Origin of the sequence: Bartonella sp. HY406 (genome assembly GCF_025449315.1) — a bacterium.
In the GTDB taxonomy this organism is placed as follows: Bacteria; Pseudomonadota; Alphaproteobacteria; order Rhizobiales; family Rhizobiaceae; genus HY038.
In genome coordinates this window covers 622623-648874 of the sequence record NZ_CP104893.1, presented here as the reverse complement: position 1 = coordinate 648874, position 26252 = coordinate 622623, and the positions used below count along the sequence as shown (strand labels likewise).

Annotated in this window: 30 protein-coding genes; 18 read left to right on the top strand and 12 right to left on the bottom strand. The window is 39.6% G+C overall.

Annotation, left to right across the window (positions count from 1 at the left end):
• Positions 1-108: 108 nt before the first annotated feature.
• From N6B01_RS02645 to N6B01_RS02605, 9 genes are all read left to right on the top strand, one after another.
• A complete protein-coding gene (locus N6B01_RS02645) occupies positions 109-828 on the top strand; it encodes a response regulator transcription factor (protein ID WP_182418788.1) in 720 nt (239 codons plus the stop codon).
• 228 nt (positions 829-1056) lie between these two features.
• A complete protein-coding gene (locus tag N6B01_RS02640; protein WP_182418787.1) occupies positions 1057-2877 on the top strand; it encodes a sensor histidine kinase in 1821 nt (606 codons plus the stop codon).
• A complete protein-coding gene (locus N6B01_RS02635; RefSeq protein ID WP_262079797.1) occupies positions 2858-3325 on the top strand; it encodes an HPr kinase/phosphorylase in 468 nt (155 codons plus the stop codon). The genes N6B01_RS02640 and N6B01_RS02635 overlap by 20 nt, the downstream gene beginning before the upstream one ends.
• Before the next feature lie 300 nt (positions 3326-3625).
• Positions 3626-4027, top strand: a complete 402-nt coding sequence (locus N6B01_RS02630) for a PTS sugar transporter subunit IIA (RefSeq protein WP_182418785.1) — start codon at positions 3626-3628, stop codon at positions 4025-4027.
• 8 nt (positions 4028-4035) lie between these two features.
• Positions 4036-4350, top strand: a complete 315-nt coding sequence (locus N6B01_RS02625; RefSeq protein WP_262079796.1) for an HPr family phosphocarrier protein — start codon at positions 4036-4038, stop codon at positions 4348-4350.
• 725 nt (positions 4351-5075) lie between these two features.
• Entirely contained in the window at positions 5076-5729 is a 654-nt protein-coding gene (tsaB, locus tag N6B01_RS02620; RefSeq protein WP_182418782.1) for a tRNA (adenosine(37)-N6)-threonylcarbamoyltransferase complex dimerization subunit type 1 TsaB, read from the top strand.
• A 213-nt stretch (positions 5730-5942) separates the two neighbouring features.
• Positions 5943-6455, top strand: coding sequence for a ribosomal protein S18-alanine N-acetyltransferase (rimI, locus tag N6B01_RS02615; RefSeq protein WP_262079795.1), 513 nt, complete (start codon positions 5943-5945; stop codon positions 6453-6455).
• Positions 6456-7625: 1170 nt separating this feature from the next.
• Positions 7626-8402 (top strand): glycosyltransferase family 2 protein, encoded by a 777-nt coding sequence (locus N6B01_RS02610; RefSeq protein WP_262079794.1) that lies wholly within the window; start codon positions 7626-7628, stop codon positions 8400-8402.
• Positions 8395-8724: a lipid-A-disaccharide synthase N-terminal domain-containing protein gene (locus N6B01_RS02605; RefSeq protein ID WP_262079793.1), complete on the top strand. Its 330-nt coding sequence runs from the start codon at positions 8395-8397 to the stop codon at positions 8722-8724. The genes N6B01_RS02610 and N6B01_RS02605 overlap by 8 nt, the downstream gene beginning before the upstream one ends.
• Before the next feature lie 126 nt (positions 8725-8850).
• Here N6B01_RS02605 and N6B01_RS02600 read toward each other — a convergent pair whose 3' ends face one another.
• The 3 genes from N6B01_RS02600 to N6B01_RS02590 form a co-directional block, all read right to left on the bottom strand.
• The gene (locus N6B01_RS02600; RefSeq protein WP_262079792.1) at positions 8851-9345 is read right to left on the bottom strand and encodes a hypothetical protein; all 495 of its coding nucleotides are present in this window, start codon (positions 9343-9345) and stop codon (positions 8851-8853) included.
• 248 nt (positions 9346-9593) lie between these two features.
• A complete protein-coding gene (locus tag N6B01_RS02595; RefSeq protein WP_262079791.1) occupies positions 9594-10016 on the bottom strand; it encodes a hypothetical protein in 423 nt (140 codons plus the stop codon).
• A 12-nt stretch (positions 10017-10028) separates the two neighbouring features.
• A complete protein-coding gene (locus N6B01_RS02590; protein ID WP_262079790.1) occupies positions 10029-10463 on the bottom strand; it encodes a hypothetical protein in 435 nt (144 codons plus the stop codon).
• A gap of 32 nt (positions 10464-10495) precedes the next feature.
• Here N6B01_RS02590 and N6B01_RS02585 point away from each other — a divergent pair, with 32 nt between their 5' ends.
• The 8 genes from N6B01_RS02585 (at position 10496) to N6B01_RS02550 (ending at position 15927) form a co-directional block, all read left to right on the top strand.
• Entirely contained in the window at positions 10496-11317 is an 822-nt protein-coding gene (locus tag N6B01_RS02585; RefSeq protein ID WP_262079789.1) for a VanW family protein, read from the top strand.
• A 156-nt stretch (positions 11318-11473) separates the two neighbouring features.
• Positions 11474-11980, top strand: coding sequence for a crossover junction endodeoxyribonuclease RuvC (gene ruvC, locus N6B01_RS02580; RefSeq protein WP_182418774.1), 507 nt, complete (start codon positions 11474-11476; stop codon positions 11978-11980).
• Between the two features lie 10 nt (positions 11981-11990).
• Positions 11991-12608, top strand: coding sequence for a Holliday junction branch migration protein RuvA (gene ruvA / locus N6B01_RS02575; RefSeq protein WP_182418773.1), 618 nt, complete (start codon positions 11991-11993; stop codon positions 12606-12608).
• 6 nt (positions 12609-12614) lie between these two features.
• Positions 12615-13664, top strand: coding sequence for a Holliday junction branch migration DNA helicase RuvB (gene ruvB / locus N6B01_RS02570; RefSeq protein WP_182418772.1), 1050 nt, complete (start codon positions 12615-12617; stop codon positions 13662-13664).
• Between the two features lie 62 nt (positions 13665-13726).
• Positions 13727-14182: a tol-pal system-associated acyl-CoA thioesterase gene (ybgC, locus tag N6B01_RS02565; RefSeq protein WP_410007222.1), complete on the top strand. Its 456-nt coding sequence runs from the start codon at positions 13727-13729 to the stop codon at positions 14180-14182.
• A 35-nt stretch (positions 14183-14217) separates the two neighbouring features.
• Positions 14218-14448, top strand: coding sequence for a hypothetical protein (locus tag N6B01_RS02560; RefSeq protein ID WP_262079788.1), 231 nt, complete (start codon positions 14218-14220; stop codon positions 14446-14448).
• Between the two features lie 104 nt (positions 14449-14552).
• The gene (locus N6B01_RS02555) at positions 14553-14783 is read left to right on the top strand and encodes a hypothetical protein (protein ID WP_262079787.1); all 231 of its coding nucleotides are present in this window, start codon (positions 14553-14555) and stop codon (positions 14781-14783) included.
• Positions 14784-14925: 142 nt separating this feature from the next.
• Positions 14926-15927, top strand: coding sequence for an NAD(P)H-quinone oxidoreductase (locus N6B01_RS02550; RefSeq protein ID WP_262079786.1), 1002 nt, complete (start codon positions 14926-14928; stop codon positions 15925-15927).
• Between the two features lie 76 nt (positions 15928-16003).
• Here N6B01_RS02550 and N6B01_RS02545 read toward each other — a convergent pair whose 3' ends face one another.
• The 5 genes from N6B01_RS02545 to N6B01_RS02525 all read right to left on the bottom strand — a co-directional run bounded on the left by N6B01_RS02545 (position 16004) and on the right by N6B01_RS02525 (position 21271).
• Positions 16004-16402 (bottom strand): TM2 domain-containing protein, encoded by a 399-nt coding sequence (locus N6B01_RS02545; protein ID WP_262079785.1) that lies wholly within the window; start codon positions 16400-16402, stop codon positions 16004-16006.
• A 227-nt stretch (positions 16403-16629) separates the two neighbouring features.
• Positions 16630-17061 (bottom strand): metallopeptidase family protein, encoded by a 432-nt coding sequence (locus tag N6B01_RS02540; RefSeq protein WP_182418767.1) that lies wholly within the window; start codon positions 17059-17061, stop codon positions 16630-16632.
• 299 nt (positions 17062-17360) lie between these two features.
• Positions 17361-17966: a 3-isopropylmalate dehydratase small subunit gene (leuD, locus tag N6B01_RS02535; protein ID WP_182418766.1), complete on the bottom strand. Its 606-nt coding sequence runs from the start codon at positions 17964-17966 to the stop codon at positions 17361-17363.
• 185 nt (positions 17967-18151) lie between these two features.
• Positions 18152-19882, bottom strand: coding sequence for a heparinase II/III family protein (locus N6B01_RS02530; RefSeq protein WP_410007246.1), 1731 nt, complete (start codon positions 19880-19882; stop codon positions 18152-18154).
• A gap of 312 nt (positions 19883-20194) precedes the next feature.
• On the bottom strand, positions 20195-21271 hold the full coding sequence (locus N6B01_RS02525) for a D-alanyl-D-alanine carboxypeptidase family protein (RefSeq protein ID WP_262079783.1): 1077 nt from the start codon (positions 21269-21271) through the stop codon (positions 20195-20197).
• Positions 21272-21939: 668 nt separating this feature from the next.
• On the opposite strand from N6B01_RS02525, the gene N6B01_RS02520 reads away from it, so the two are divergent.
• Positions 21940-22389, top strand: a complete 450-nt coding sequence (locus N6B01_RS02520) for a universal stress protein (protein WP_182418764.1) — start codon at positions 21940-21942, stop codon at positions 22387-22389.
• Between the two features lie 169 nt (positions 22390-22558).
• On the opposite strand, the gene N6B01_RS02515 is transcribed toward N6B01_RS02520, so the two are convergent.
• The 4 genes from N6B01_RS02515 to N6B01_RS02500 form a co-directional block, all read right to left on the bottom strand.
• Entirely contained in the window at positions 22559-22843 is a 285-nt protein-coding gene (locus tag N6B01_RS02515; RefSeq protein ID WP_182418763.1) for a YMGG-like glycine zipper-containing protein, read from the bottom strand.
• 209 nt (positions 22844-23052) lie between these two features.
• Positions 23053-23685: a thiamine diphosphokinase gene (locus N6B01_RS02510; RefSeq protein WP_262079782.1), complete on the bottom strand. Its 633-nt coding sequence runs from the start codon at positions 23683-23685 to the stop codon at positions 23053-23055.
• 751 nt (positions 23686-24436) lie between these two features.
• Complete coding sequence (locus N6B01_RS02505) at positions 24437-25141, bottom strand: ZinT family metal-binding protein (protein WP_262079781.1); 705 nt, start codon at positions 25139-25141, stop codon at positions 24437-24439.
• Between the two features lie 235 nt (positions 25142-25376).
• Complete coding sequence (locus N6B01_RS02500; protein ID WP_262079780.1) at positions 25377-26252, bottom strand: 3-hydroxybutyryl-CoA dehydrogenase; 876 nt, start codon at positions 26250-26252, stop codon at positions 25377-25379.

Sequence of the window (26252 nt, the reverse complement as noted above, 5' to 3'; positions counted from 1 at the left end):
TATATTTAGGTAGTATGACAATAAATACAAAACATCCCAATCTATTCAACTGTGGTTAGATAGTTTGGTATTTAAATAAAGATGGTATCTAATTTAAAGCGAGGCCTTATGAAGGATGCAACAACCACAACCCAGACTATTGCACTTGTTGATGATGACCGCAATATTCTGACTTCTGTATCGATTGCGCTTGAAGCTGAGGGTTATAAGGTCGAAACCTATACTGACGGCGCTTCAGCTCTTGAAGGTTTGATGGCTCGCCCGCCTAATCTTGCTATTTTCGACATTAAAATGCCGCGCATGGACGGCATGGAACTTTTACGGCGTTTGCGTCAAAAATCTGATTTACCCGTGATGTTCCTGACTTCAAAAGATGATGAGATCGACGAGCTTTTTGGGCTTAAAATGGGTGCTGATGACTTTATAACCAAGCCTTTTTCACAGCGCTTATTGGTTGAACGCGTAAAAGCTATTTTGCGTCGTACAGCCGCAAGGGAAGCTGCTAAAGTAAGCGGCCAACCAAGCTCATCCATTGAGCGTGGATCGCTGGTCATGGATCAGGAACGCCACACCTGCACATGGAAAGGCGAACCGGTTATTTTAACGGTTACCGAATTTCTTATCTTGCAATCGCTAGCGCAACGCCCAGGCGTTGTTAAAAGCCGTGATGCATTGATGGATGCTGCCTATGATGATCAAGTCTATGTGGATGACCGCACCATTGACAGTCATATTAAACGCTTGCGCAAAAAATTTAAAAGCGTTGATGATAATTTTGAAATGATTGAAACACTTTATGGCGTTGGCTATCGTTTCCGTGAAGGTTAATTAAAACCGGCAATAGTGTCAAATAACATAAAATAAACTTTTATTTTGACACTATGGCCTATCATGTTTTAAGGCCCATAGGCTATGGCTTCCATGTCACCAATGAGATGGCTAGAGCCCTACGCTTTGGTAAATCGTGTTAAAAGCTATTTAAGCCGAATTTAATTTTAAAAACTGGTTAGCAACCTGCATAAACTAGTTTAAACCCAATAGGATCATTCTTGCTATATGAGTGAGGACGCAAAGATAGGCGATGGCAATAACGCTGCCCAAACGACAAAGCGTACAAAAAAATCGCCAATCATGCGATTTTTACGCCGCATAAAGCGTTTTTTTGAGCTTGTCCTATTTTCAAATCTTACAATGCTAATTGTGATTTTAAACATTGCGGCTCTGGTTGGGTTAATGTTTGGCATCATGCTACTCAATCAAACCCGCGATGTGGTGGTAGATGCGCGTCTTGATAGTTTAACAACACAAGGAAAAATTATTGCGGGTGCTATTGCGGCATCTGCAACGGTGGATACTAATTCAATCCTTATTGATCCAGAAAAACTTATGGAGTTGCAAGCAGGCGAAAGTTTATTTGCCCATGGCGACAGTAGCGATAATTGGGATTTTCCAATTAATCCAGAACGTGTATCCCCCCTATTAAGACGAGTTATTTCGCCAGCAACCACAAGAGCACGCATTTATGACCGTGATGCAAATCTCTTGCTTGATTCACGACAACTATATTCAAGTGGACAGGTTTTAAGCTACAGCCTACCCAATATTTCTAACAATGACCAAACTTGGTATGAGCGTTTTTCAAATTGGCTATCAGGAATATTTTTCGGTAATGATATTCCACAAGATAGTGAAATGTCAGGCGGCAATGGCATGGCATATCCTGAGGTTTTAAAAGCAATTGATGGAACACCCGCAACCGCACAGCGACGCAGCCGCCAAGGTGAATTAATTGTTTCAGTAGCTGTGCCTATTCAGCGTTCTCATACGGTTGTTGGGGTGTTATTACTATCAACGGTTGGCTCGGATATTGATAATATTGTCCGTGCCGAGCGCATGGGAATATTAAAGATTTTTGCGGTGATTGCGGCTGTCATGCTAGTTCTTTCACTCTTCTTAGCATCCACCATCGCTACACCTTTGCGCAAATTGGCAGCCGCTGCTGATAGGGTACGTAATGGTACCAATAAGCGGGTCGAAATACCTGATTTTTCCTCACGCCAAGACGAAGTTGGACATTTATCGACCTCTATTCGCGATATGACGGAGGCACTTTATATGCGCATTGAAGCAATTGAGCGTTTTGCCGCCGATGTTAGTCATGAATTAAAAAATCCGCTAACCTCGCTGCGTAGTGCCGTTGAAACCTTACCTTTGGCAAAAACCGATGAAACACGCGGTCGGCTTTTAGAGGTTATCCAACATGATGTGCGCCGTCTTGACCGCTTAATTACTGACATTTCTGATGCTTCCCGACTTGATGCAGAACTGGCACGTGAAGCATCACAAGAGGTAAATATTCAAACTTTGCTTGATAGTATTGTGTTAGCAGCACGAGAAGTGCGCAAAAATAAAACGCAAGCAAAAATCGAGTTTGATGTTGAACCATTAAGCGGCAATAAACGCTATATTGTTGCTGGGCATGATTTGCGCCTTGGTCAGGTGGTATCAAATTTAATCGAAAATGCGCGTTCATTTATTCCAGTTGAAAATGGTATTATCCGTATCAAAATGAAAATGTCTGGTCATAATATTATTCTGACAGTTGAAGATAATGGTCCTGGCATTGGCGCTGAAAATATTGAGCGCATTTTTGAGCGTTTTTATACTGATCGACCTGGCGCAGAATCCTTTGGACAAAATTCTGGACTTGGCTTATCTATCAGCCGACAGATTATCGAAGCCCATGAGGGCACTCTCACGGCCGAAAATATTATCGACCCTAACAATAAAGACCACCTGCTCGGCGCGCGTTTTATCATTAAGCTGCCAGTTGCCGGCTATCATGGAAAGCCACATCATGAACGAGACGACGAATAACCCTAATTTAATGCATGCCTGCGCTTTGCGCCTTGGCAGTTATGGCGTCATTATCAAAGGACAATCAGGCTCAGGAAAATCGACCATCGCACTTGCCTTAATCGAATGGGCGGAATCTATCAACCGCAGTGCGGCGCTTGTTAGCGATGATTATGTACTATTAAGTCGCGACGAACAAACGGTGATTGCGACTGCACCTGATACCATCAAAGGACTAATTGAGGTGCGCGGTGCTGGAGTTTTTAGAATTGAGCATCAAGACAAAGCCCGCATTGACCTTGTTGTCGAATTAGAAGGTAAGGGTGAACGCTACCCATCAAGTGAAGGCTATGAGATTTTAGGAATTAAATTGCCTTTTTTACGCTTGCCTAGTCTTGAAAATGCTAATCCAATTACTATTTGTCAAGCTATTGAAGCCACCTTGTTCAAGCGGGCCTATAAGCTTTAAATAATTTACATTATTTCATTGAAGCGGATTGTAATGCTAGCAATCCGATTCTTTGTTATAAGTAGATATGCAAACAAACTGCCGTTTTTAGAGAATATTTGCATCGCTTTTTCAAATTGGGTGAAAAAGTGGCGAAATTTGGCAAAAAAGTCACATTTATTGGTTAAAGAAACAGAAATATTGTAATTATTTGAAGTTTCCCCTTGCACTCCGCGTTAAGACTGAGACAATAGATAATTCGTCCTTGAAGAAGAACTCAAGCAAGCTTGGACGAGATGTGTTTTTAACGGGAGCATATATATGATCGGACTCGTGCTTGTGACGCACGGTAGGCTAGCTGAAGAATTCTTACATGCAGTGGTGCATGTGGTTGGCCCACAGGAAAAATTTGCAACTGTTTGTATCGGTCCAGATGATGATCTGGATCAGCGGCGTGATGATATTTTGGCCGCAGTTCAATCAGTTGATGAAGACGATGGCGTCATTATCTTAACCGACATGTTTGGTGGCACTCCCTCCAATATGGCTATATCGGTTATGGTAGAAGGCCAAATTGAAGTTATTGCTGGCGTCAACCTACCAATGCTGATAAAATTGGCAAGCGTTAGGCATGTTGAGAGTTTGCAAGGGGCGCTACGCGCCGCACAAGATGCTGGACGGCGTTATATTACCGTACCAAGCATGGTTCTTGCAGACGAATAGGAGGCAAAATGTCACAAACGCAACTATCATCACAACCATCCCTTGCAGAGCAAGTGCTAACACGTGATATTGGCATTTGTAACAAGCGCGGCTTACATGCGCGCGCCTCTGCTAAATTCGTTAAACTGGTTGGTTCTTTTAATGCTGATGTACACGTTGAAAAAGATGGCATGAGCGTTGGTGGCACATCTATCATGGGACTAATGATGCTTGCCGCTTCGCCAGGGTGCAAAATTAGAGTCATTGCATCAGGTGATGATGCCAATGCCGTGCTTGATGCGATTGAGGAACTGGTTAATGAGCGTTTTGGTGAAGAATGCTAATTAGGTTATTGTAAAGCAACAATAAAGAATGACAATCAGCTGATAAACTATCTGATCAATCTGCTCATATTTGCCTCTATTATAAAGTTAAATTAGGCGCAGGCAAATACCCCTTAAAACGTCATAATATTTATTAAAAATATCAGATAAATCAACAATGTTCACATTTTGCATTTTGTCCAAATAATATTATCTCTTTTCCAATATATTTTTTTAAAAAAGCTTTAAAACAATTTATCATGAGCCTCCTTGCAAAGCTGCTCATCATCGCCAGCTGTTGTTTCAATATTTTCATCCATCACAATTTGAACAAGTACAAGAAAAAGCCAAACACCTCATCATTCGTTTTATTTTCGTGCCTTCTGAAGTTGTGTATTGGCAACTTTTAAAAGGGCTAATAATTACGCGTTAATCATTCTTCATAATTTTAGATTATTTTATCATTCATATGCCTCATCTTTTAAAGAAAGATGATGAATTCAATTGCGATGAGACGACTTTATCTTGAAACATTTATTCCAAACTATAGATAAAATGCCTATTACATATGCGCGCTTTTTACACCGCCATCCATGCACGCTTGCTTAAACAACAGGAATCACCTTTAATTGACTACCCCGATTATTGTCTGATGGTTTGCTTTTTTTGCAATTGGCAGTATAAGCAAACAATTAAATATTGATCTGGTTATCGCCAGTTTGAAAAATTGAGTTGTAAAATTTGCCATGACGCTATTAATCATCGACACAGCTACACGCCTTAGTGCTACCGCCCTTTTTGATGGTGACACGTGTCTTACATTTGATACAAATCCGCTTGAAAAAAGTCCTGCAGAGCATTTGATGCAGCAGATTTCAACGATCATGCAAAAGGCAAATAAAAGTTTTTCGGATATAGATCGCATCATTGTAAATACTGGTCCAGGTTCCTTTACCGGAATTCGCATTGGAGTTTCCGCAGCACGAGGCTTTGGCCTTGCCCTAGATAAACCAGTTATTGGCATATCATTATTGGAAGCCAAGGCATTTGCATTGCGCAATGAACAATATGCGATCTCTATCATTGAAGAAGGTCATGGCGGCACTTTAATGGCGCAACATTTTAATGCCGCAGGCAATATATTGACGCCTGCTTATACCGCAAATGCCGATGATATTCGCAAAAATCTTATGGGTGAAATATTGTTGAGTGGCTCAGGCGCCGCCAATATCAAAAGTCCGTTAATTGCGGCTCGCAAATCACCACCATATTTTGAAATTTTACAATCCTTGGCAGTATTAGGGGCAAATAAGTCACCTGAAAACGCTTTACCTACCCCTGTCTATATGCGTCCGCCTGATGCAAAACCGCAAATTGGCTTCGCCCTTCCCCGTATATAAAACATATTGGTTCTTGCATTTGATGCAAATGGCAATGCTCCTAAATGGGTAAAAATTGGCATAGATTAATATTATTACCCTTATATCATGGGTAAGCATTTAATTGGTTGAATTGTTAATAGAATAATTTTAATTATCTCATTGAGCTGCGAATTTTAACATTCATTTTTAAGAATAATTATTTTTTAAGAACAGCCAATTTATGGAATTAGCATGACCAGATTACCCTTTATGCGACGCAATATGGACATAGCACCTTTAACCCTTGACGACGTAGAGGCATTGCATCGCTTACATGCCGGTGCATTTTTTGAAACTTGGGATGAAAATGCATTTCATAATTTTTTGCAAGATAGCACGATTTTTGGTCTATCTGCTCGCCCCATAAAGGAACCTAACAATATGGTTGCTTTTGTATTGGCGCGCCTTGTTGCCGATGAAGCTGAAATCTTATCTATCGCAGTGGATAAAGAGCACCGTGGTGACGGCATAGGGCAAAAACTTATGCATGCATTACTACGCCATTTTTATCATCATCGTGTAGAAAGTGCTTTTTTAGAAGTTGATGAAAACAACATCGCTGCAATCACGCTTTACAAAAAATTTAGCTTTGAAGAAGTCGGCAGACGCGCAGGCTATTATCGCTCCCCTGATGGGCGAAGTGACGCGCTCATTTTACGCCGGCAATTAATCTATTCACCAATTGAAATAAAAGAAAAAGCTTAAATATTGGCAATAACTACTTTAAACCGGGTGCGGATATTTCCGTCACCCGGTTTTCCCCTCTGATGCGGTGAAAGAAAAAATCCTCTCACCTTCAGATTTTCAAATTAGAATAAAACTTAAAACGGCGTTGATAATAATACGCTAAATAAGAAGTTCGCCTTTCGAGATAGGCTTGAAAACAACTCTCATCACCAATATATAGTGTCGCAGTTTTTTTCTTTCGACAAGTATTTTTTAATATTTTTTTTGGCTTTTATGTTTTTTTCGCTAAAATTCACAATTTCAAAAAAATCTATATCAGATACTCAACTCTTTGTTTATAAAAGTTATAATATTTTGCCACAAGGATTTAAACCGCAAATAATATGGATGAGCTTAAACAATTAGACGTTAAACATACAACGCTTCTCATACCCTATGGTGTAAAAATTCCATATTTGCTAAGCAATTTTTTAACTTTTTTTTACACGTTAACAAATGGTGAACTTTCTTGTGAAGATCTGCCTGCCGATCATGATATTTGCATTTATGCACCAGGCCTTATCGGTATATGGTTAAATTCAAAGCCCAATTGCAAAACTCAACGAGATGCTAAACTTATCATGGATAAAGTAGCGACTATCAGCAAGTTGGACAAAAGCTTAATAAAATACCGGCTTTTATATGAAAAATTTCGCTTAGGTTCAGATGTGCCAAGCCCCTTTATAACCCACTTGGCGCACCGACAAGGATACTATAATGTGATTAAAGATTTTACTATTGGCGATTGGCTGCCATGCTTCACAAGACAAACAACCCGTGATGATCACATAATTATTATATGATATTTAACTATTATATTGGCTCATCCTTGAAAAAATGCTGAAAAATTCGATTAGAGTTAAAAATACTTTACAAATTGAAAAAATGCTGAAAAAAGACGGCTATAGCGAAGATGAACGTTTTTTGCCAATGCGCACTGGTTAGCGACAATTTAAAAATATGATTATTGTTAAAATATTAAAGTGCAAAGCTATCTTAGTATAAAGATAATTGCCATCGCCATGAGATTGGATTAAAAGATATTCTTTAGCTAACTGCGCTAATAAACGCTTATAGACTTTATTTAACCCAATGCATAAAGCCAGATCGATTTCAAGGCTGCATGCTGTAACGTCAAGGATTATATCTTTGCCAGATAAAAAAATTTCTGTTGTCATACCTTGCCGTAATGAAGCTGAAAACTTAGGTTTTTTATTAGACGAAATTGACAATGCAATGACTGGGCGCAATTATGAAGTGCTAGTAGTTGACGATGGCTCAACCGACACAACTGCCAAACTTTTAGCTACCCGTATGGAAGCAGGCAAACCTTTGCGCCATATTCGTCATGATCGCTCTTCGGGCCAAAGCTGCGCACTACGTTCGGGTGTTTATGCAGCATCGGGGAGCATAATCGTTAGTCTTGATGGTGATGGTCAAAATGACCCAGCCTATTTACCACAACTTGCCGATAAATTAATTGCAGGTGGTGAAGATATGGGCTTAGTCGCAGGTCAAAGACTGAAACGTACCGACACGAAATTGAAGCAATTTTCATCGCGCATGGCCAATGGTTTGCGCCAAGCGATATTGAAAGATAATACGCGCGATTCTGGCTGCGGATTAAAAGCTGTACGCGCCGATATTTTTAAAAAACTACCTTACTTTAATGGTTGGCACCGTTATTTACCTGCCCTTGTTTTGCGTGAAGGATATCAAGTTGGCCATCTTGATGTTATTGACCGCGAACGTGTACACGGCAAATCCAATTATGGTATCTTAGATCGCGCCTTAGTCGGCGTTCTTGATCTATTTGGAGTATGGTGGCTTCGCCGCCGATTTAAAATCGTACCAAAGGTTAGCGAATTAAAGTTAAACCCAACCACAAATTTAGACGAAGCAACAGGAAATACCGAAAATGTTTGATGCACTAGGCGCATGGTTCCATGAAGTGTTTGTGGCGCAAATGGATTGGTGGGCGGTTATTGGCTATTGTGGGCAGCTCATGTTTACTATGCGTTTTGTCGTTCAATGGCTGGCGTCAGAGCGTGCAAAACGTTCAATCGTGCCCGTTGCCTTCTGGTTTTTTTCCCTTGGCGGCGGTTTAATCCTATTTGTTTATGCCATTAGCCGTAAAGAACCAGTGTTTATTCTGGGTCAAGGTGCCGGACTATTTATTTATATTCGTAATCTTTGGCTTATTTTCAATGAGCGGCGCAACGAAAAGACGCAAGCCCTAAAAAGCTAATTTTGATTAAAACTCATAAGCATAAAAACTTCAAAAAAAGAGCACAGAGGATATAATCTTATCCAAATCCTCTGGACGTTGAAGGTAGATAAATCTTAAATTATTGAAGGCAATTAGAATTTAAAGCTATGCTTTTGAAATTTCGCCGTAATATTCCGCAACACAAGGCTCTATATATTGCCAATTATTGAGATTCAAATTAAGTAAATCAAAAATAAAACAAGGAATAAGCATGTATAGTTCTTCCCCCTTCATTTCAATTGCAACCTTTTCACTAAATAACGGATAGATTATAGGTCTACCCTCTTTATATAACTGACTGTTCGGGTCTTTACCCATCTTTTTCCATAGACTCACTCTTTTTTCCTCAAGAAACTTTTCATCTCCTACATGTGGTCCATAATAAAATTCTTTAGCATATTCTATATATTTAAAAAAATCATGATTAACTTGATTTGTTAGATTTTCTAAAATTTTAATAAATATTTTTATAACGTCAACGTAATTCAAATCTTCAGTCTTCGCGTAATACTCAAATATTTCAACCGTTACGTTATTTTCTAATATATCTTGTTGCGTAAAATACCTATTTATCAAATTACTTTCCTTTTGCGGATACATCTTTAATTGGTTATCCCATAAATTTATTAATATTAAAGCAAGAAGAACAAAATATTATACAAATCTATGAAGTAAACTACCAAAAGGCGAATATACCAGTTTATCAATAAGCTCATATTTATTTTTACTCAAAACCCAACGCTTCTAGAAAATTCACAACCTTTATCTAATTCAAGGCAGCTTTTATGGAATAGACTTCTTTGACTATGGGGAAGCTATCGTAAATTAATCCCCCCAATTAGCCTATTTTACTTTTTTCTAAGTGTCTGTTTTTGGTTAAATATCGAAAGACGATGAGCATCAATCGAGGGGAAAAACCTAAGCCGATCCTGTTTGTGTTGGTATATTTCCAATCGCCAACATTGCAAATCAATCTTGCCCGCCAACGCATTTATAGATATTTGAAAACCTTCTTGATGCCTATGGAATAGGATTTCCTGCGCGTCCAATAATGCCAAAGGTCCCTTATAATGCGAACATTCAAACACCCAAATATCCTTCGCGCCTTTTTCACTAAAGCAACCATTTTCCATACTTGCATCTCGAAACAATAATTTTGAAAAATGATTATTAACATAATAAAGATTTAAAACTTTCACCGTATCAAAAACATATATATATTCTTCTTGATCTTGATTTATATCGTCGGTTGAAAAAACAATATCATACATATTTTTAACAAGCTAATTTATAGTATCTTGCCCTTTTCTATCAAATATAGGGAGACGATCTTTATCAATTGATGGAAAAAATGTGATGCGATCTTGGTTATGCTGATATATTTCTAAGCGCCAACATTGCAGATCAATTTTGTCAGAAGCAGATTTGATACTTACCGCAAATCGATTATCACACCTATTGAGATGTATTTCTTGTACATCTTTTAACGCCATCGGCCCATTATATAATGAGCATTGGGTAATCCAAATATCTAAACCGTTATTGCTACCTAAATCTTCACTACAATAATTGTTTTCTTTATAAACGTCTCTAAACATTATTTTGGAAAAATAATTATTTGCATAATATAGATTTAAATATATCTTCAGCTTAAACAGATAGGTATATTCTTCTACCTTTTCATTTATATCTGCTGTGGAAAATATCAATTTATACATTATTTAACTCTATTTAAAATATAGGCATTATTGTGGCACGTAAACCGCTTAGCAGCTATCATCCTATTTTATATAAAATATCAGTATTTTTACGCCGTTCATGGCGGCAATGCTTGTGGTATTGCGATGGCAAGCACTATGCCAAGCATCAAAAAAGTGAACTTTTACCCTACCGCGTCAAAAAACACCAATCGGTTTTGTTAAAAAAGCTTGGTGAAAGCGATATGCAACTGCAACGCAATAAGGTAACCAATTTAAAAATTGCTATTCAAACAATTGATGGTCTAATCATTAAACCAGGGGAAACCTTTTCCTTTTGTCGTCGTGTTGGTAAACCAACTGAAAAACGCGGATTTTTAGAAGGTATGGAAATATCCTTTGGTAAGCCGCGTGCCGGTATTGGTGGTGGCATTTGCCAAATTTCCAACCTTATTCATTGGCTGGTTATCCATTCTCCCCTCACTGTTACCGAACGTTATCATCATTCTTATGATCCCTTTCCTGATGATGGACGTGTGTTACCTTTTGGTAGCGGTGCAACGGTATTTTATAATTACCGAGATTACCAATTTAAAAATAATACCAACCATACGTTTCAAATTCGCTTATGGTTTTCCGAAAAATGTTTAGAAGGCGAATTGCGTTGCTCAGATGACCTACCCTACCGCTATCATGTTATAGAAGAAAACCATGCCTTTATTCGTGAAACCAATGGCATGTTTTTTCGCCGCAACGAAATTTGGCGCATTTGCAACGAAAAAGGGCAGATAGGACGAGAATTATCAAGGGAGTTGGTAACCAAAAATTACGCCCGTGTTGCTTATGTCCCACAAGGGTTTGAAGAGCAAAGCTGATAAATAGGTTTATTTTTCTTGTAATTTGTCGATATTCGTTGTTCACCACTTTCATTTATTGTCCTTATTTTGGCGCGACTGCTTTTTCGTTTCCCTTTTGTTCACTTATTACAATTACCATGCTAAAAGAGTATCAAATAAGGGCATAGGTTAAAAATGATTCGAATTGTTGGCATAGATCCAGGATTGCGCAATACTGGTTGGGGTATAATTGAAAGCGAAGGCAATAAGCTTAGCTTCATTGGCGCCGGCACAGTTAAATCAGATGATAAATGTGATCTTGCTACACGTCTTTGCCAATTGCATGATGGTTTATTTAAGGTACTACGCGAATTTGCGCCAAGTGAAGCAGCGGTTGAGCATACTTTTGTTAATAAGGATGCAACCGCTACCCTTAAACTTGGTCAAGCACGGGGCATTGCCATGCTAGTTCCTGCGCTTTATGGCTTGCCTGTTAGTGAATATGCGCCTAATGCTGTTAAAAAGGCGGTGATTGGCGTTGGTCATGGCGAAAAGCAACAAATTCATATGATGGTAAAGGTTTTAATGCCACGCGCAACCTTTGACTCAAACGATGCAGCAGATGCTTTGGCTATTGCTATTTGTCATTCGCATAATCGCCAAACATTGTCATTAAAAGCCCGCATGCGGGTAAGTGCATAAAGGTGAATATATGATTGGTAAGCTCAAGGGTATTATTGACGAAATTGGCGATGATCATATCATTCTTGATGTCCATGGTGTGGGCTATGTCGTATTTTTGTCCAACCGCACGCTAGCGACCTTAGGTTCAATCGGTGAAGCGGTAACACTTTTTATTGAAACCCATGTACGTGAAGATTTTATCCGTCTTTATGGCTTTACCACCAAGCTTGATCAAGAATGGTTTAAAATTTTGCAAAATGTGCAAGGCGTTGGTGCAAAAGTTGCCCTTGCAGTGATTGCAACCTTGAGTGCTGGCGAACTTGCCAATGCCATTGCCTTGCGTGATGTTGCGATGATTTCACGCGCACCAGGAGTTGGCAAAAAAGTGGCAGAGCGTATGATTACGGAGTTGCAAGGCAAGGCCCCTGCTTTTTCGACCATTAGCAATGAAAATTTTGGCATGCTTGAAGATATTGGCAGTGCAAACGCCCCCTCTTCCGTTTCCGATGCTGTTTCTGCGCTTACTAATCTTGGCTATTCACGCGAACAGGCCGCCAATGCCGTAGCAAGTGCCTTGAAGCAAGCTGGCGATGAAGCAGAATCTGCCACCCTTATTCGGCTTGGGCTTAAAGAATTATCAAGGTAAATAAACATGGAAAAGCCCGATAGATTAATTGCCGCTGATAAGCGCGGGGAAGATACCGACACAAGTTTACGCCCGCAAACCCTTGATGATTTTGTTGGCCAAGCAGCCGCCCGCGCTAATCTTAAAATTTTTATTGAAGCCGCAAAAGTGCGCAATGAAGCATTAGACCATGTTTTATTTGTTGGTCCTCCCGGGCTTGGTAAAACCACCCTTGCTCAAATCATGGCAAAAGAATTAGGGGTTAATTTCCGTTCAACCTCTGGTCCTGTTATCGCTAAAGCTGGTGATCTTGCATCGCTGTTAACCAACTTGGAAGAACGCGATGTATTGTTTATTGATGAAATCCATCGGTTAAGCCCAGCAGTTGAAGAAATTCTCTATCCGGCAATGGAAGATTTTCAGCTTGATCTTATCATTGGTGAAGGACCAGCTGCACGCTCGGTTAAAATTGACTTAGCACGCTTTACCCTCGTTGCTGCCACCACCCGTCTTGGGTTGCTCACTACACCGCTGCGTGACCGTTTTGGTATTCCGGTACGGCTAAATTTTTATACGGTGGATGAGTTGGAACTCATTGTGCGGCGCGGCGCCCGCATCATGCATATGCAGATCACCGATGATGGGGCGCGTGAAATTGCCCGCCGCGCGCGTGGTACACCACGTATTGCTGGCCGCTTATTGCGCCGCGTGCGTGATTTTGCCTTGGTTGCCAAAACAAATATAATCGACCGTAAAATTGCTGATGAATCCTTATCGCGGCTTGAGGTTGATAGCCTTGGACTAGACCAACTTGACCGCCGCTATTTATTCATGATTGCGCAAAACTTCGGCGGCGGCCCTGTCGGTATTGAAACTATTGCCGCAGGATTATCAGAACCGCGTGATGCTATTGAAGATATTATCGAGCCTTACCTAATTCAACAAGGCTTTATCCAGCGTACACCGCGAGGACGAGTATTGACGCAAAATGCATGGCGGCATTTGGGTCTGCGTGCGCCTGAAAATATGGTAGGGGCTGCTCAAATTGGTCTTTTTGATGATGAGGAAAGCGATTAAGCCTGCTTTACCTTAACCGTCAAAAACGCAATAAAGCCGCAAAAACAAAAAGAGAAATGATTATGATAGATATGAGCGACAATCAAAAAAATATTGCCTTTTGCGGTGAAATTAAAGATGGTATACATCAGCTGATGGTGCGCGTTTATTATGCAGACACTGACTTTTCAGGCGTCGTCTATCACGGTCGCTATCTTGAGTTTTTCGAGCGTGGCCGCACGGAATTTTTACGCCTTTCTGATATTCATCATCATATTATGGCGGAAGCTGGCCCCAATGAGGCAGTGGCTTGGATTGTGCGCCGCATGTCGCTTGATTTTGCGTCTCCTGCTAAAATCGACGACGTTTTATGTGTTGAAACAACCATTAGCCATGTAAGTGCAGCACGGGTTAAAATGCAGCAGAAAATTTTACGCGGTGATAAATTATTGGTTGGCGCCGAGGTAGAGGCAGCAATTATCAATGCTAATGGCCGCCCTCGCCGCCTACCCCTTGAATGGATAGAACGCTTTCAATAGATGCCACGAATAAAGTGTATCCTTAGGATAAGTCTATGGCTAAATTTAAGTTAAATATAACCAATGATGCATCATTCATGGCCTTTATTGAGATAAATAAGCTGAATAAAGAAGGCGAAATCGTTCCAAGAAATTTAGGTGATGGCTTTTTTCTCAGTAATTTTCTTAAAAAATTCACTGGAGAAAAATATTCATTAGGAAAAGTCGATATAATTTTTGATTTTGATGAAAATGGCGAAGTTTCAGCATTGGAAATTTATCAATAAATGGCTTTGTTTAACTGCTTGTTAAATTGAAACAAATTTTAAATGCAGTTCATCAGCAAGCTATATAACCCAAGACACGCAATCTCAATTTGAGGATCAGCTTGATGTCCAATTTCAGCTTTAGCATAATAAATGGTGAACCATTTTCAGGCATAATTAGTCTTGATAAACATGATGCAGAATCCGAAATTATTTCAAGAGAAACTGTGGAAACACTTAGCTTAAATGATATTATATCGCAAAATAGCGATGGTAGACTTTCGCTTGGTGATTTTAAAATATTTTTGGATTTTGATATTAATGGCGAACTTATGAATATCCAAATAAAGTCCTAAAGGTGGTGCTAAAACCAACTTTTGAAATAGCCGAGAAAGCACAATATCATATCTAACGTTGCCGTTTTTTAAACAGCAAGCTACACTGTTAAATGTCATGACGAATGGCATAAAAGGTGCCGAGATATAAAAGGATTCTGTGATGTTACCAGAAACGATGACTGCAATTGAAATCAGTGCTTTTGGCGATCCATCGGTATTGAAGCCTTGTGAAGTACCCATCCCGAAACCTAAGGCCAATGAAATATTGGTAAAGATTCATGCAGCCGGCGTAAATCGCCCTGATGTTGCGCAGCGTATGGGCCTTTATCCCGCTCCTGATGGTGCTTCGCCATTGCCTGGTCTTGAAATTGCGGGCGAAGTGGTCGCTTTAGGTGATGGCGCAAAGCGCTTTAAACTGGGGGCGCGCGTTTTTGCACTTATTGCCGGTGGTGGCTATGCTCAATATGCTACCGTAGATGAAAGCATAGTCTTGCCAATGGCAGACCATATGGACTATGTCACAGCCGCAGCAATACCCGAAACTTTCTTCACCGTGTGGAGCAATGTATTTGATCGCGGCGGTCTAAAAAGCGGCGAAATTTTGCTTATCCATGGTGGCAGTTCAGGCATCGGCACTACAGCTATTCAACTTGGTAAAGCTTTTGGTGCAACAGTCATTATAACTGCTGGGTCAAAACAAAAATGTGATGCTTGCCTTGCGCTTGGTGCAGACCATGCGATAAATTATAAAGAACAAGATTTTGTCACGGAAATAAATCGCATTACGGAAAAAAAGGGTGTTAATGTTATTCTTGATATGGTTGGCGGCGATTATACCGAACGGAATTATAAGATTGCCGCCATTGAGGGGCGCATTGTCCAGATCGCATTTTTAAATGGCCATAAGGCAACAGTAAACCTTAATGATCTCATGCGTAAGCGGTTGGTTCATACAGGTTCAACCTTGCGTGCGCGCGAAATACCCTTCAAAGCTTTGATCGCTAAGGCGTTAGAAACCCATGTTCTACCTTTATTGGCAGCAGGGACAATAAAACCATTAATTGACGCGGTATTTCCGCTTACTGAAGCAGAAACTGCCCACCGCCTTATGGAAGAAAGCAGCCATATCGGCAAGATTATACTAAAAGTTATAGAAGAATAATAGAAATTAGAAAAACGCCAATTTAAAAGTGCAAATTGGCGTTTTAATATGGTTGAAAGAAATATTTCAATAAATTTTACTCAATTTTATTGCCATTCTTATCAGTGAAGTTACTGGTTACAATAAAGATGAAATCGATAACAGCCCAAATAAGAGTAATAGCTGCGCCATATCCAGTGCAAGTGGATAACAACATAAGTATCCCCGTACCTATTTTACCAACAGCAAATCGATGCACCCCAAAAATACCCAAGAAGAGACAAATCAACGCTAAAATAAGTTTTGAATAATCGCGCTCGATTTTAAGTGGAAATATGTTTTTAGCGTTGGTGCCTTGATCGAGAAAGTCGACTTGCGTACCAGCTTGTGGGGTTCCCCTGCCCGACCAATCGAGATGACTGAAACCATAACGCCGGCCATCATCACCCGAAATCATACCACGATTACGACTAAAACTGATAACTATTCCACGCATAAATAAAACCAATCCCAAAGCACATCCACATTAATCAAGTCCCGTGGCATGCGCTATTTTCGCTTTACAGATTTTAACGCAAAACCACTCAACAGGTTTTTGCAAAAAATAATATTATTTATTACCATCTTTATGGGAGATTATATAGGAAACAGATTATAGAAATGCAAAATATTAAATATGGCTTTTAAGATTAAGCCGCGTTGTCAATGAAAACATGCTACTATTTAAAGACAGGTTTCGGCAGCTTCCTCAACTTGCTCCATATCCTTATCGGATAATCCAAAATGATTACCAATCTCATAGATAAGAATTTGTGTAAGAATATCGCCTAAAGTTTCTGGATTTTCCGACCAATAATCAAGTATAGCACGGCGAAAAATAGTCATGCGATTTTGCTTTTCGCCGGTGGGAAAACTAAAGCGCTCACCAATACCATTACCTTCAAAAAGTCCAAGCAATTCAAAAGGTGAATCCAACCCCATATCTTCAATGATTTGATCTTCAGGAAAATCGGTTACACTAATAATCAAATCCCCACATAAAGCACGAAACTTTTCAGGCAATTGAGCATAAGCCTCAACTGTAAGAGAATCTAATTCGCCAAGAGAAGGTGCAAGCTTTGCTTTCCAATCTCGGCTTTGGTCCATACGCGCCATATAATACTTACTTTCAAGCCCATCAGGTATTTTTGTTTGATATATCGTGTCTATTTTAAATTACCAAGTGTTTTAAACAAAATTAATAAAAATCATGAAAGATAACACAAGTTTCAAAATTATTTGTGCTTTATGACTTTAGCGCTTTGGCATTTTTTGTAAAACACAACCATATCTGAATACCTATTTTCGATAATGATAGGTCATCTATTACAAATTTAAGACAAAGCTAAACAAAATCAAGGTACAGAACAGCAATATGTTCTGTACCTTAAAATCAATTCAACTTTTAGCGTTATTTAAGCCCAGGGATGGGTTTGCGCTTCACTTTTTTCAAATGTATCAATTTCTGATACTTTTTGTAAAGTTAAGCCAATATCATCTAAACCATTGAGCATACAATGACGGCGGAATTCATCAATCGAAAACTTTATAATACCACCATCAGGACGACGAATTTCTTGCGTTTCAAGATCAACGCTTAAAGTAGCATTTGCGCCCAGAGTTGCATCATCAAGCAAAGACTCAAGCTCTTCTTGCGTTACTTTAATCGGCAAAATACCGTTTTTAAAACAGTTATTATAGAAAATATCAGCAAAGGATGTTGAAATAACACAACGAATACCAAAATCTGCTAGCGCCCAAGGAGCATGCTCACGCGAGGAACCACAACCAAAATTATCGCCAGTAACTAAAATTTGCGCATGCTGATAGGCTGGTTGGTTGAGCACAAAATCAGGATTGTCTGAACCATCCTCATTATAGCGAAGCTCTGCGAAAAGACCTTTTCCAAGCCCAGTGCGTTTAATCGTTTTAAGATAATCCTTTGGAATGATCATATCTGTATCGATATTGACAATTGGCAAGGCAGCAGCAACGCCAGTGAGCTTTGTAAATTTTTCCATATGTCTACCCTCAATGGCTGGAATTTTTAACTCTTTTACTACTCTTGCAGTAACAAGTCAAAATTCTTTGTCAAACAAATGGGGTTTTTAGAACAATTCGCAAGAAGTATAAACCCTTTTTTGCAAATTATTTTTAACTACTCCATTTATTTAAGAAGAGTATGGGCAGATTTCTAATCCGTAGCTCAAATATCATCAACAGCAAAATCAAGCGACAAATTAGGTTGGCTTTTAGCAATAGGTGATAAACGTTGAAATGCCCAATAAACTTCATTGGCATTGGCAATATCACATGAAATAACGATTTGACGGGTCTTTGTTGGCCCTTTAAGACCACAAAAATAGATAGAATCTTCTAAATGCAAGGGTGCATCAGTTTGAAAGCTCCAACTATCTGCGCCCATTACTTCCAAACGTAAAGCACCGCTTTCACTGCGACTAACCTCCACGTCGGGGTGCAAATGAAAGCGAATTGTTGCAATATTTTTTGCAGCCTTGAAGGCTTGTGCTTTATTAGCTTTGAGAAATGAATCCGCACCTTCCAAAACCATGCCATCATCAGATAGCATCATCGTGCGCTGATGCAACACATTAAAGCTACGTGCATAACCATCGTGAAGAGCTATAAATCCAGATTGACCATCTTGTTCAAGACGTTTTACCACAACCTTAGACGGCCCGGCTGTAATGGCACTATCTACACGACCATTTTTACGAAAACGGCATGATGAAGTATCATTTATGGTTGCCGTAGAATGAGCCGCAGTCAAGCGACCAGAAAAACGAAATTCTTCTGGTCCATATGGATCAACACCACAATTTACCACAAATTTTTTAATACCAGACGACATTTCAAAGGATAAGCAACCTGCATTGGCTGTTTTTGAAATTGCGCCACTTGGTGCCTTGCCCGTATCAGCAAGGACGGTTGTGCCACCCGCAGCCAAACGCTGATAACCAGAATGCGGTGCATGACTAAAAGGATTACCAGCAGTTTCATCCGATTGCAAAATAATATCAAGGCGATCAGATAGCGTGGGGCCAACGCCGTTAAAATTACCAAGACTTTGATCGCGATGCTGAAAAAAACGCAAGGCAGGCAGCATGCGTTCAACGGCTGCATGTAAAACCTCTGGCACCTCAATATCGCTTTGGGCAAAGCAGTGACGCAGCGCAATAAGATGCGATAGAAGCATTAGTAAAATAGCTGGATTGCGTGAAATATGACCACCATCGGGCAATATTTGCTTTTGCAATTCGCGCTCCAAATTGCGCGTCGTGCGCTTTGCAACTCGTTGTGATACAGGTAAAGCTAAAGCCGCAAAAGTAAGGGCAATATGAGCGAGCAAACGGTGCTCATTTAGATCCATAGTTTTGACCGCGGTGCGCAAATAGCGTACCTGCAGGCCAAGTGACCTTAAAAACCGCTTTTTAAACGCGGTATTGCCACTTTCATATAAAATATCTGAATGTGTGAGCCATGAAATAATCCGACCAGCAGTAACTGCACCATCCCAAACATTGCCGTGGATACGTTTACCGCAAATATCAATCCAATCACCCAATAATGAACGCGCATGAGCATTTGCAAGCTCTGTTTCAGCTGCAGCCATATGGCGTAGCCAGCTAAAATCATGCAAGGCGTTTTGCCACTCTCTGGTTGGAGGGACAACCACAAAGGGTGAAATAGATCCGGTCTGGACAATACGGCCAGCAAGTGGAAACCGCCCATGATAAAATTCATGAGCAAGATAGGGATCAGCTAAATGTAAATCAATGGGACGATTTAAAATCTGTTGCGGACTAAAGCCGCTAAAACGCCACCGAAAAAACGGCCCAACACTTAGACGGCGTGCCCAACGCTGCACAGCAATGGATGCAGTCGATGTTTTAAAATCCAAATTATCCGCGAGCATGGATGTCACAGCTGGATCTCCCGTCATTGGCTAGCCCAAAATGGCAAGCAGATTATTATATCAAATCAATGAACCAATAGATCGGTCCTCTTTCGTTTATAATATTTATAGACTTATGGTGAATGAATAGTTAACAATCTTAATTTTTAAGCAAATTGATATTTCTCATTAAGTTCGAAGCTAATAAATCATCGCTCTTAATATAAGATATTTAGACATTATCGATCAATGTTACAATTTTGCTAATCAAAATTACAACATTGAAAATACGTTTATTTAATGTTTGCTCTTGAAGGCTGGGTAAGCCCTTTTTTAAAATGAAGGCTTTGCAACTGGAACGGGCACTTTCCAATCTGGCACTTGTCCTGCTTTTAAAACTGGAGGCGCAGCCAATAAACGAACCGGAATAGCAGCTATGTTATTTATATCCAATGCCGACATGAACGGCGAAGAAAATTGAATTTTTCCATTTTCATCACGATATTGCAAACGCTCCTGCCAAGCAGTTTCTGTGCAAATTGTTTGACGTAAATCAGTTGCCTGCGATAATTTACTGCCATATGGACGCAATGTGACTAAGGTCAATTGTTGTGAACCAGCGCTTTTAAAACCATCATTTAATAATTGCGCTGATAGGCCTTCACGTTGATCAATGCGTTCTGCACCCAAGACGACAGCAACGATAATGCGCCCTTTTCTCGTTGCTGAAGCGGCAAGATTAAAGCCTGAAGAACAAATGAAGCCGGTTTTCATGCCATCGGCACCATTGAAGCGACCAATCAAATTATTAGTGTTAGGAACCAACTTGGCCCCATTGCCATAATCAATAGCTGGAATATTGAAATAATGCGCATATTGAGGAAACTCGCGACGAATTTGCGCGGCTAAAACAGCTAGATCACGTGCAGTTGAATAATTAGCAGGATCGGGTAGTCCGCTTGCATTAGCAAAATGGCTACCCACCATACCGATCCTAGTCGCCTCGGAGTTCATACGCGCAACGAATGCATCATCAGAACCGCCAACCGCAGTACCAATAGATGTTGCTATATCATTGGCCGACTTAACCATCATAATCTTTAAAGCTGTATCAAGGGTCAATGTGGAGCCAGCCTTGTAGCCAGATTTGCTTGGCGGTAATTGCGCAGCAGTCGTGGTAATACGGATAGGTGTTTCTAGGCTAATTTCACCACGCTGTAATGCACGAAATGTGACATAAGCGGTCATAAGTTTAGTAAGAGAGGCAGGATACCAACGATCAAAAGCTTCGTTATGGGCAAGCACGCGACCTGTTTGCACATCAACAACAATATAGGGATTAGCAAAAGCGGAGGAAAAAGAAAAAACAGTTATACTAAGCGACAAAATTAAAGCTAAAAATCTAAACATTACACTATTTCCAATTTCCTTAAACATCTTGATCAAAGATTGAATAATCAAAATGCCTTGACCTTTACCTTAAACATATTTGCCTAAAAGTAGTTTTTTAGGTTTCAATAATACGCTTTATATTAATATTCATACAAAAATGCATAACACCTCAACTTTAAGGTGAATTTACAACATTTACACCCCAAGAAAATCAATATTAAGTTGAAGCCTAAACTTACAAGACAACATTTCGTTGCGCAACAAAACTTTACTTCATTGCCCTATAGGTCAAATGTGTCAATTATCTAACCATCAGGTAGCAATAATGCATATTTGTTAATTTTCTGCCATCATTTATATTTTGATAGATATAAGCAAATAACTCACCCAAAACTATTAAAATCTATAAGATCAAATTGATTATAATCAATGATTTGCCCCCTCAATTAGATTAGCTCTAAAAATAGTTTAAAAAGGACTTAAAAGCTGCGAAATAATACGAAATTTTTGGCAAAATTGGTTGTTTTTTTGATGAAACATGCCAATATCTATTATGTGAGGACAGAAAAACTACAATAGCATTTTTATCAAATTCGTATGATGAATAATTAACCATCACGATTAATTGAAAATGCTAAAGGCAGAAGATCTGACCATTATTGGCAAGCAAGTAAGGAGTTTTGCAAATGTATGAGAAAATTTTAGTTGCAACAGACGGGTCAGAGCTTGCTGAAAAAGGCGTTGATGCAGCAATTGAACTGGCTGTAAAAACAGGTGGCGAGCTATTTATTGTAACAGTCACCAGTATGATGCCTTCTTACGGTATTGTTATGGGTGCAGAATGGGCATCAAGCCCTGGTGCATTTGAAGATTTTCGTAAGGAAATGGAATCAAGTGCAAAAAGAATTCTTGAATCTGCTTTAAATAAAGCTCATCAATTTAATGTAAAAGCGCAAGGTATCCATGCGGAAAATCAGTTGGCAGCAGCTGGTATTGTGGATGCAGCTAATGAGCATGATGCCGATCTCATTATTGTCGCATCACATGGTCGCCGTGGCGTTAACCGTCTTATTCTGGGTAGCCAAGCATCAGAAGTAATGGCGATGAGTGAACGCCCTGTTATGGTGATTAAATAAAGCTATTTGATCTAAATAATTGTTTTTTAGAGCGCTGCTATTTTGCTATAGCAGCGTTTTTTATTGAGGTGAATAATGTGTCAAACCCAATGCATCACAAATTTAAATATAAAAAAGCAGCGTTGCATGGAGCAAACGCTGCTTTAATATTGTCAACTATTATAGATTATTAGTTGCAAGGTGCTTGATATACGCGGCCATAAGCATCGCGATAGTTACAATATTGAACGCCATTACGTGTTTGAGCAACACCAAGAAGAGTACCTGCAGCGCCGCCAATAGCAGCACCTGCAAGGGCACCGCGACCAGAACCAGTAATTGCACCACCAGCAAGCGCACCAAGCGCTGCACCACCAACACCATAACCAGCTGTGCGCTGTTCTTGTTGGGTGCAACCAACGGCTGCAAAACCCATAATTGCGGTAACAGCAATAACTGAAATACGTTTCAACATAATAAATACCTCTCTCAAATCAATATCTGATTTCACTATCATGTGTTGATAATACGGCTAAAAAAAGTCAGAATAAATAGCCTATCAGTCAACTTTTTTGTTACCATGAAATCATGCTTTATCGTTAACTTATTCTATAACTGATGAACAAGTGATGAATAATTGTGATATCTTACAAAGATTGACTGCTAAAAGCTATATTTAATCAATTATTCTTTCAAATTTGCAATAAGAATGCCAGAACCATTTTCAAATGACACAAAAAGCGTACCTTGCACCCTATTTGATAAGGTAAGCGAAGAGCCAAAATCCAATTGGGCATTTTGCAATTGCCAATGCGCACCTTGAATAGATAATTCTGACATTTGCGAAAATGCAATGATGCTAAACAGCGTATCATCAGGCAAATCAAATACATGATCGCCAGGCGCAAGAGGGGTTGCCTCCTCGCCGCCGCTTGTCAATAAAAGCTTCACACCCTTTTGTGCTAAAGCGGCCGCCATGGTCATATGCAATAAGGCATGATCGCTACGGCTACCACCAAAAGCCCCACATAAAATGATCTCATCAGCTCCTTCAGCCAATGCTACATGAACGGCAATTTCGCCATCCGTCATGTCTTTTTCAACAGGGTAGGATTGGCGACGAATTTCTCTATAGCGGGCAATATCTGCTTCTTGGGTCGAATCAAAATCACCTAACCATAAGAAAGGTTCAACACCCAACGTTTCAGCATGTCGAATACCACTATCAGCAGCAATAACAGTACTCCCAGCAATTTGCCCCATCAATCGCGGCGTTACTTCTAACTGCCCACCAAGAAGGATTGTAATTTTTTTCATTTTTAGCCTTGATTGAAATTTGCGTTGCAGTCTTAAATTGAATAAACTATTTAATCTTATAAAGACAAAAAACCACTGCGCAAATAAAAAAACAAAGTATTTTAAAATCTTACATATAATTGCAAATGAAAAAGATGGTGGCGCCATCTGTATCCCAAAAAGCAACTAAGCATTTTTAAAAACAAATTGGATAAGCAAAAGCTAGATCAAAAACTGGATAATAATTTTCCTTGGGAATTTAGTTATATAAATAGCCAAAAATCTATACCCATCATTTTCGAACGTGGCGATCAAAATATTGGTAAATGGTTAAGTAACATAAGAAAAAGCCTAATTATTTATGGCTATGTTTATTTAACTAGGCGAGCTGCAAGAAGATTACTTTGGCGGTAATTGCTATGATATCCTGAAGGAACTTCAAAAGCAGTTTAATAATGCTTACCGCGTTTGGTTAACAGACCGAGATTTCAATTGGTGTTTAGAATTTCGGTTAAATATATGTCGGTTTTATATGAGCCCATATAAAGACATCGTCAACAAAATCAAAATTTTTTACCAATGCTAATTAATAGGTCCTGGCCCTAAAGCCAATATTTTTGATAGAGCAGTTTAACTATCACTATTGAATTTTTAAACAAAAAAAGCGCGCCAGAATAGGTGTGATAAATTGGAGCTTATACATAAACATTCTGGCGCGCGCCGATCATGGGAATGATCATGATCGGAAAACTTTTAAATCAGCTTAACAATTTTAGTGGGCAAGCATTTCATCAGCAATTTGCTTGGCATTTAATGACGAGCGATAATAGGTTGGCCAATGATCCATTTCCTTTAGCAATTCAGCGCGGTCATTACCCATGTAAAGATGATAATGTTCGGCCTTAGCTGGGAAAATACCATGATCACTAAATTGGATGAATTGTGGTGCATCAGCATCGCCAGATATCTTTTTAAAGATGAACCTTACACCACGATTGCCTTTTTTATAGGTGAGTATTTCATGACCATCGCTAGCATATTCGCCGCTATAAGGTTTGTCGTTTTTATAATAAGTGACTTTGCTGCCATCAATAACAATGCGATTAATATCGGTATTATAACCAGTTTTATAATAATCCCGATATTCCTCAATCGTTTGCGGACCTTTTTTTGCTTTAGCTTCTAAAACAGTTTCAAGCGAGCCATCCATTAAATATGGATAAACGGACTGCCAATCACCATCCCAATCGGTAAGTTCGCGCGCCTTTACTTGATCGTCTTTAAAATAGCCCTTATAAATTGGATCACTGTGGCCGTGCTCTTCATCATGGGCGTGGGCGTGCGAATGCTCATGGGCGTGATCATGTTCTGCGGCGGCAACCTGCTGCGCGCCACTATTTGCAAAACTAGCAACTGGAGTTAAAAGAAGTGCTGTTGCACCAAATGCACCCACGCATTTTGAAATAATATCAGACATAAACCAAGCCTCTTTCATGAACAAAATTTTTCCACAAACTAAATGTTATAAAATAACATAACGTTTTTATGTCATGAATTTTCTTTTGGCAAGAGGGAAAAAGACATTTTTTTAACCAGCGCATATTTTGTTGCATTTATAAACAATGGAAGAAACGCAGCACACATAAGCACAAAACAGGCAATGATCAACAACATCAATTATGATTGACTATGTTATTTTAAGCCAAAATGATTTAACGACTAGCGATTGGCTCGCCATTGCGATAATCATAAAAGCCAATGCCGCTCTTACGCCCTAGCCACCCTGCTTCAACATATTTCACCAATAGTGGACATGGGCGATATTTTGAATCAACAAAGCCTTGCGACAAAACATTCATAATAGCAAGGCAAGTATCAAGGCCAATAAAATCAGCAAGTTCTAATGGCCCCATTGGCTGGTTTGCGCCAAGCTTCATGGCATTATCAATATCGGTAACATTGCCAACACTCTCATAAAGCACATAGATTGCTTCATTAATCATCGGAATTAATATCCGATTGACGATAAAGGCTGGATAATCTGCCGATTTGATAGCAACTTTTCCGATTTTATTTACCACATCGAGCACAGCATTAAAACTATCATCATCAGTTGCAATACCACGAATAACTTCAACCAATTGCATCACTGGTGCTGGGTTCATAAAATGAATACCCAAAAATTGGGCAGGGTTTTGATTATAGCCGGCAAGACGCGTTATCGAAATTGAAGACGTATTGGACGCAATGATGGTTTTATCGCTTACATGGGGTTTTAATTTATCAAAAATTTGCTTCTTAATCACTTCTTGCTCGGTAGCTGCTTCGATAATGAGATCACATCTACCAATATCACCAAGGCTTAAACTCGTGGTAATATTCGCCAAGGCTTTATCCTTGTCGCTTTGGCTTGCTTTAGCGCGTGAGATTTGCCGATCATAATTGGCAGCAATTTTTGCAATCCCTGCTTTAAGGCTTTCCTCGCTTAAATCGTTGAGTAGAACCGAATAATCGGCAGCAGCAAAAGTTTGCGCAATACCGCTACCCATCTGCCCTGCCCCAATAATACCTATGGTTTTAATCGCCAT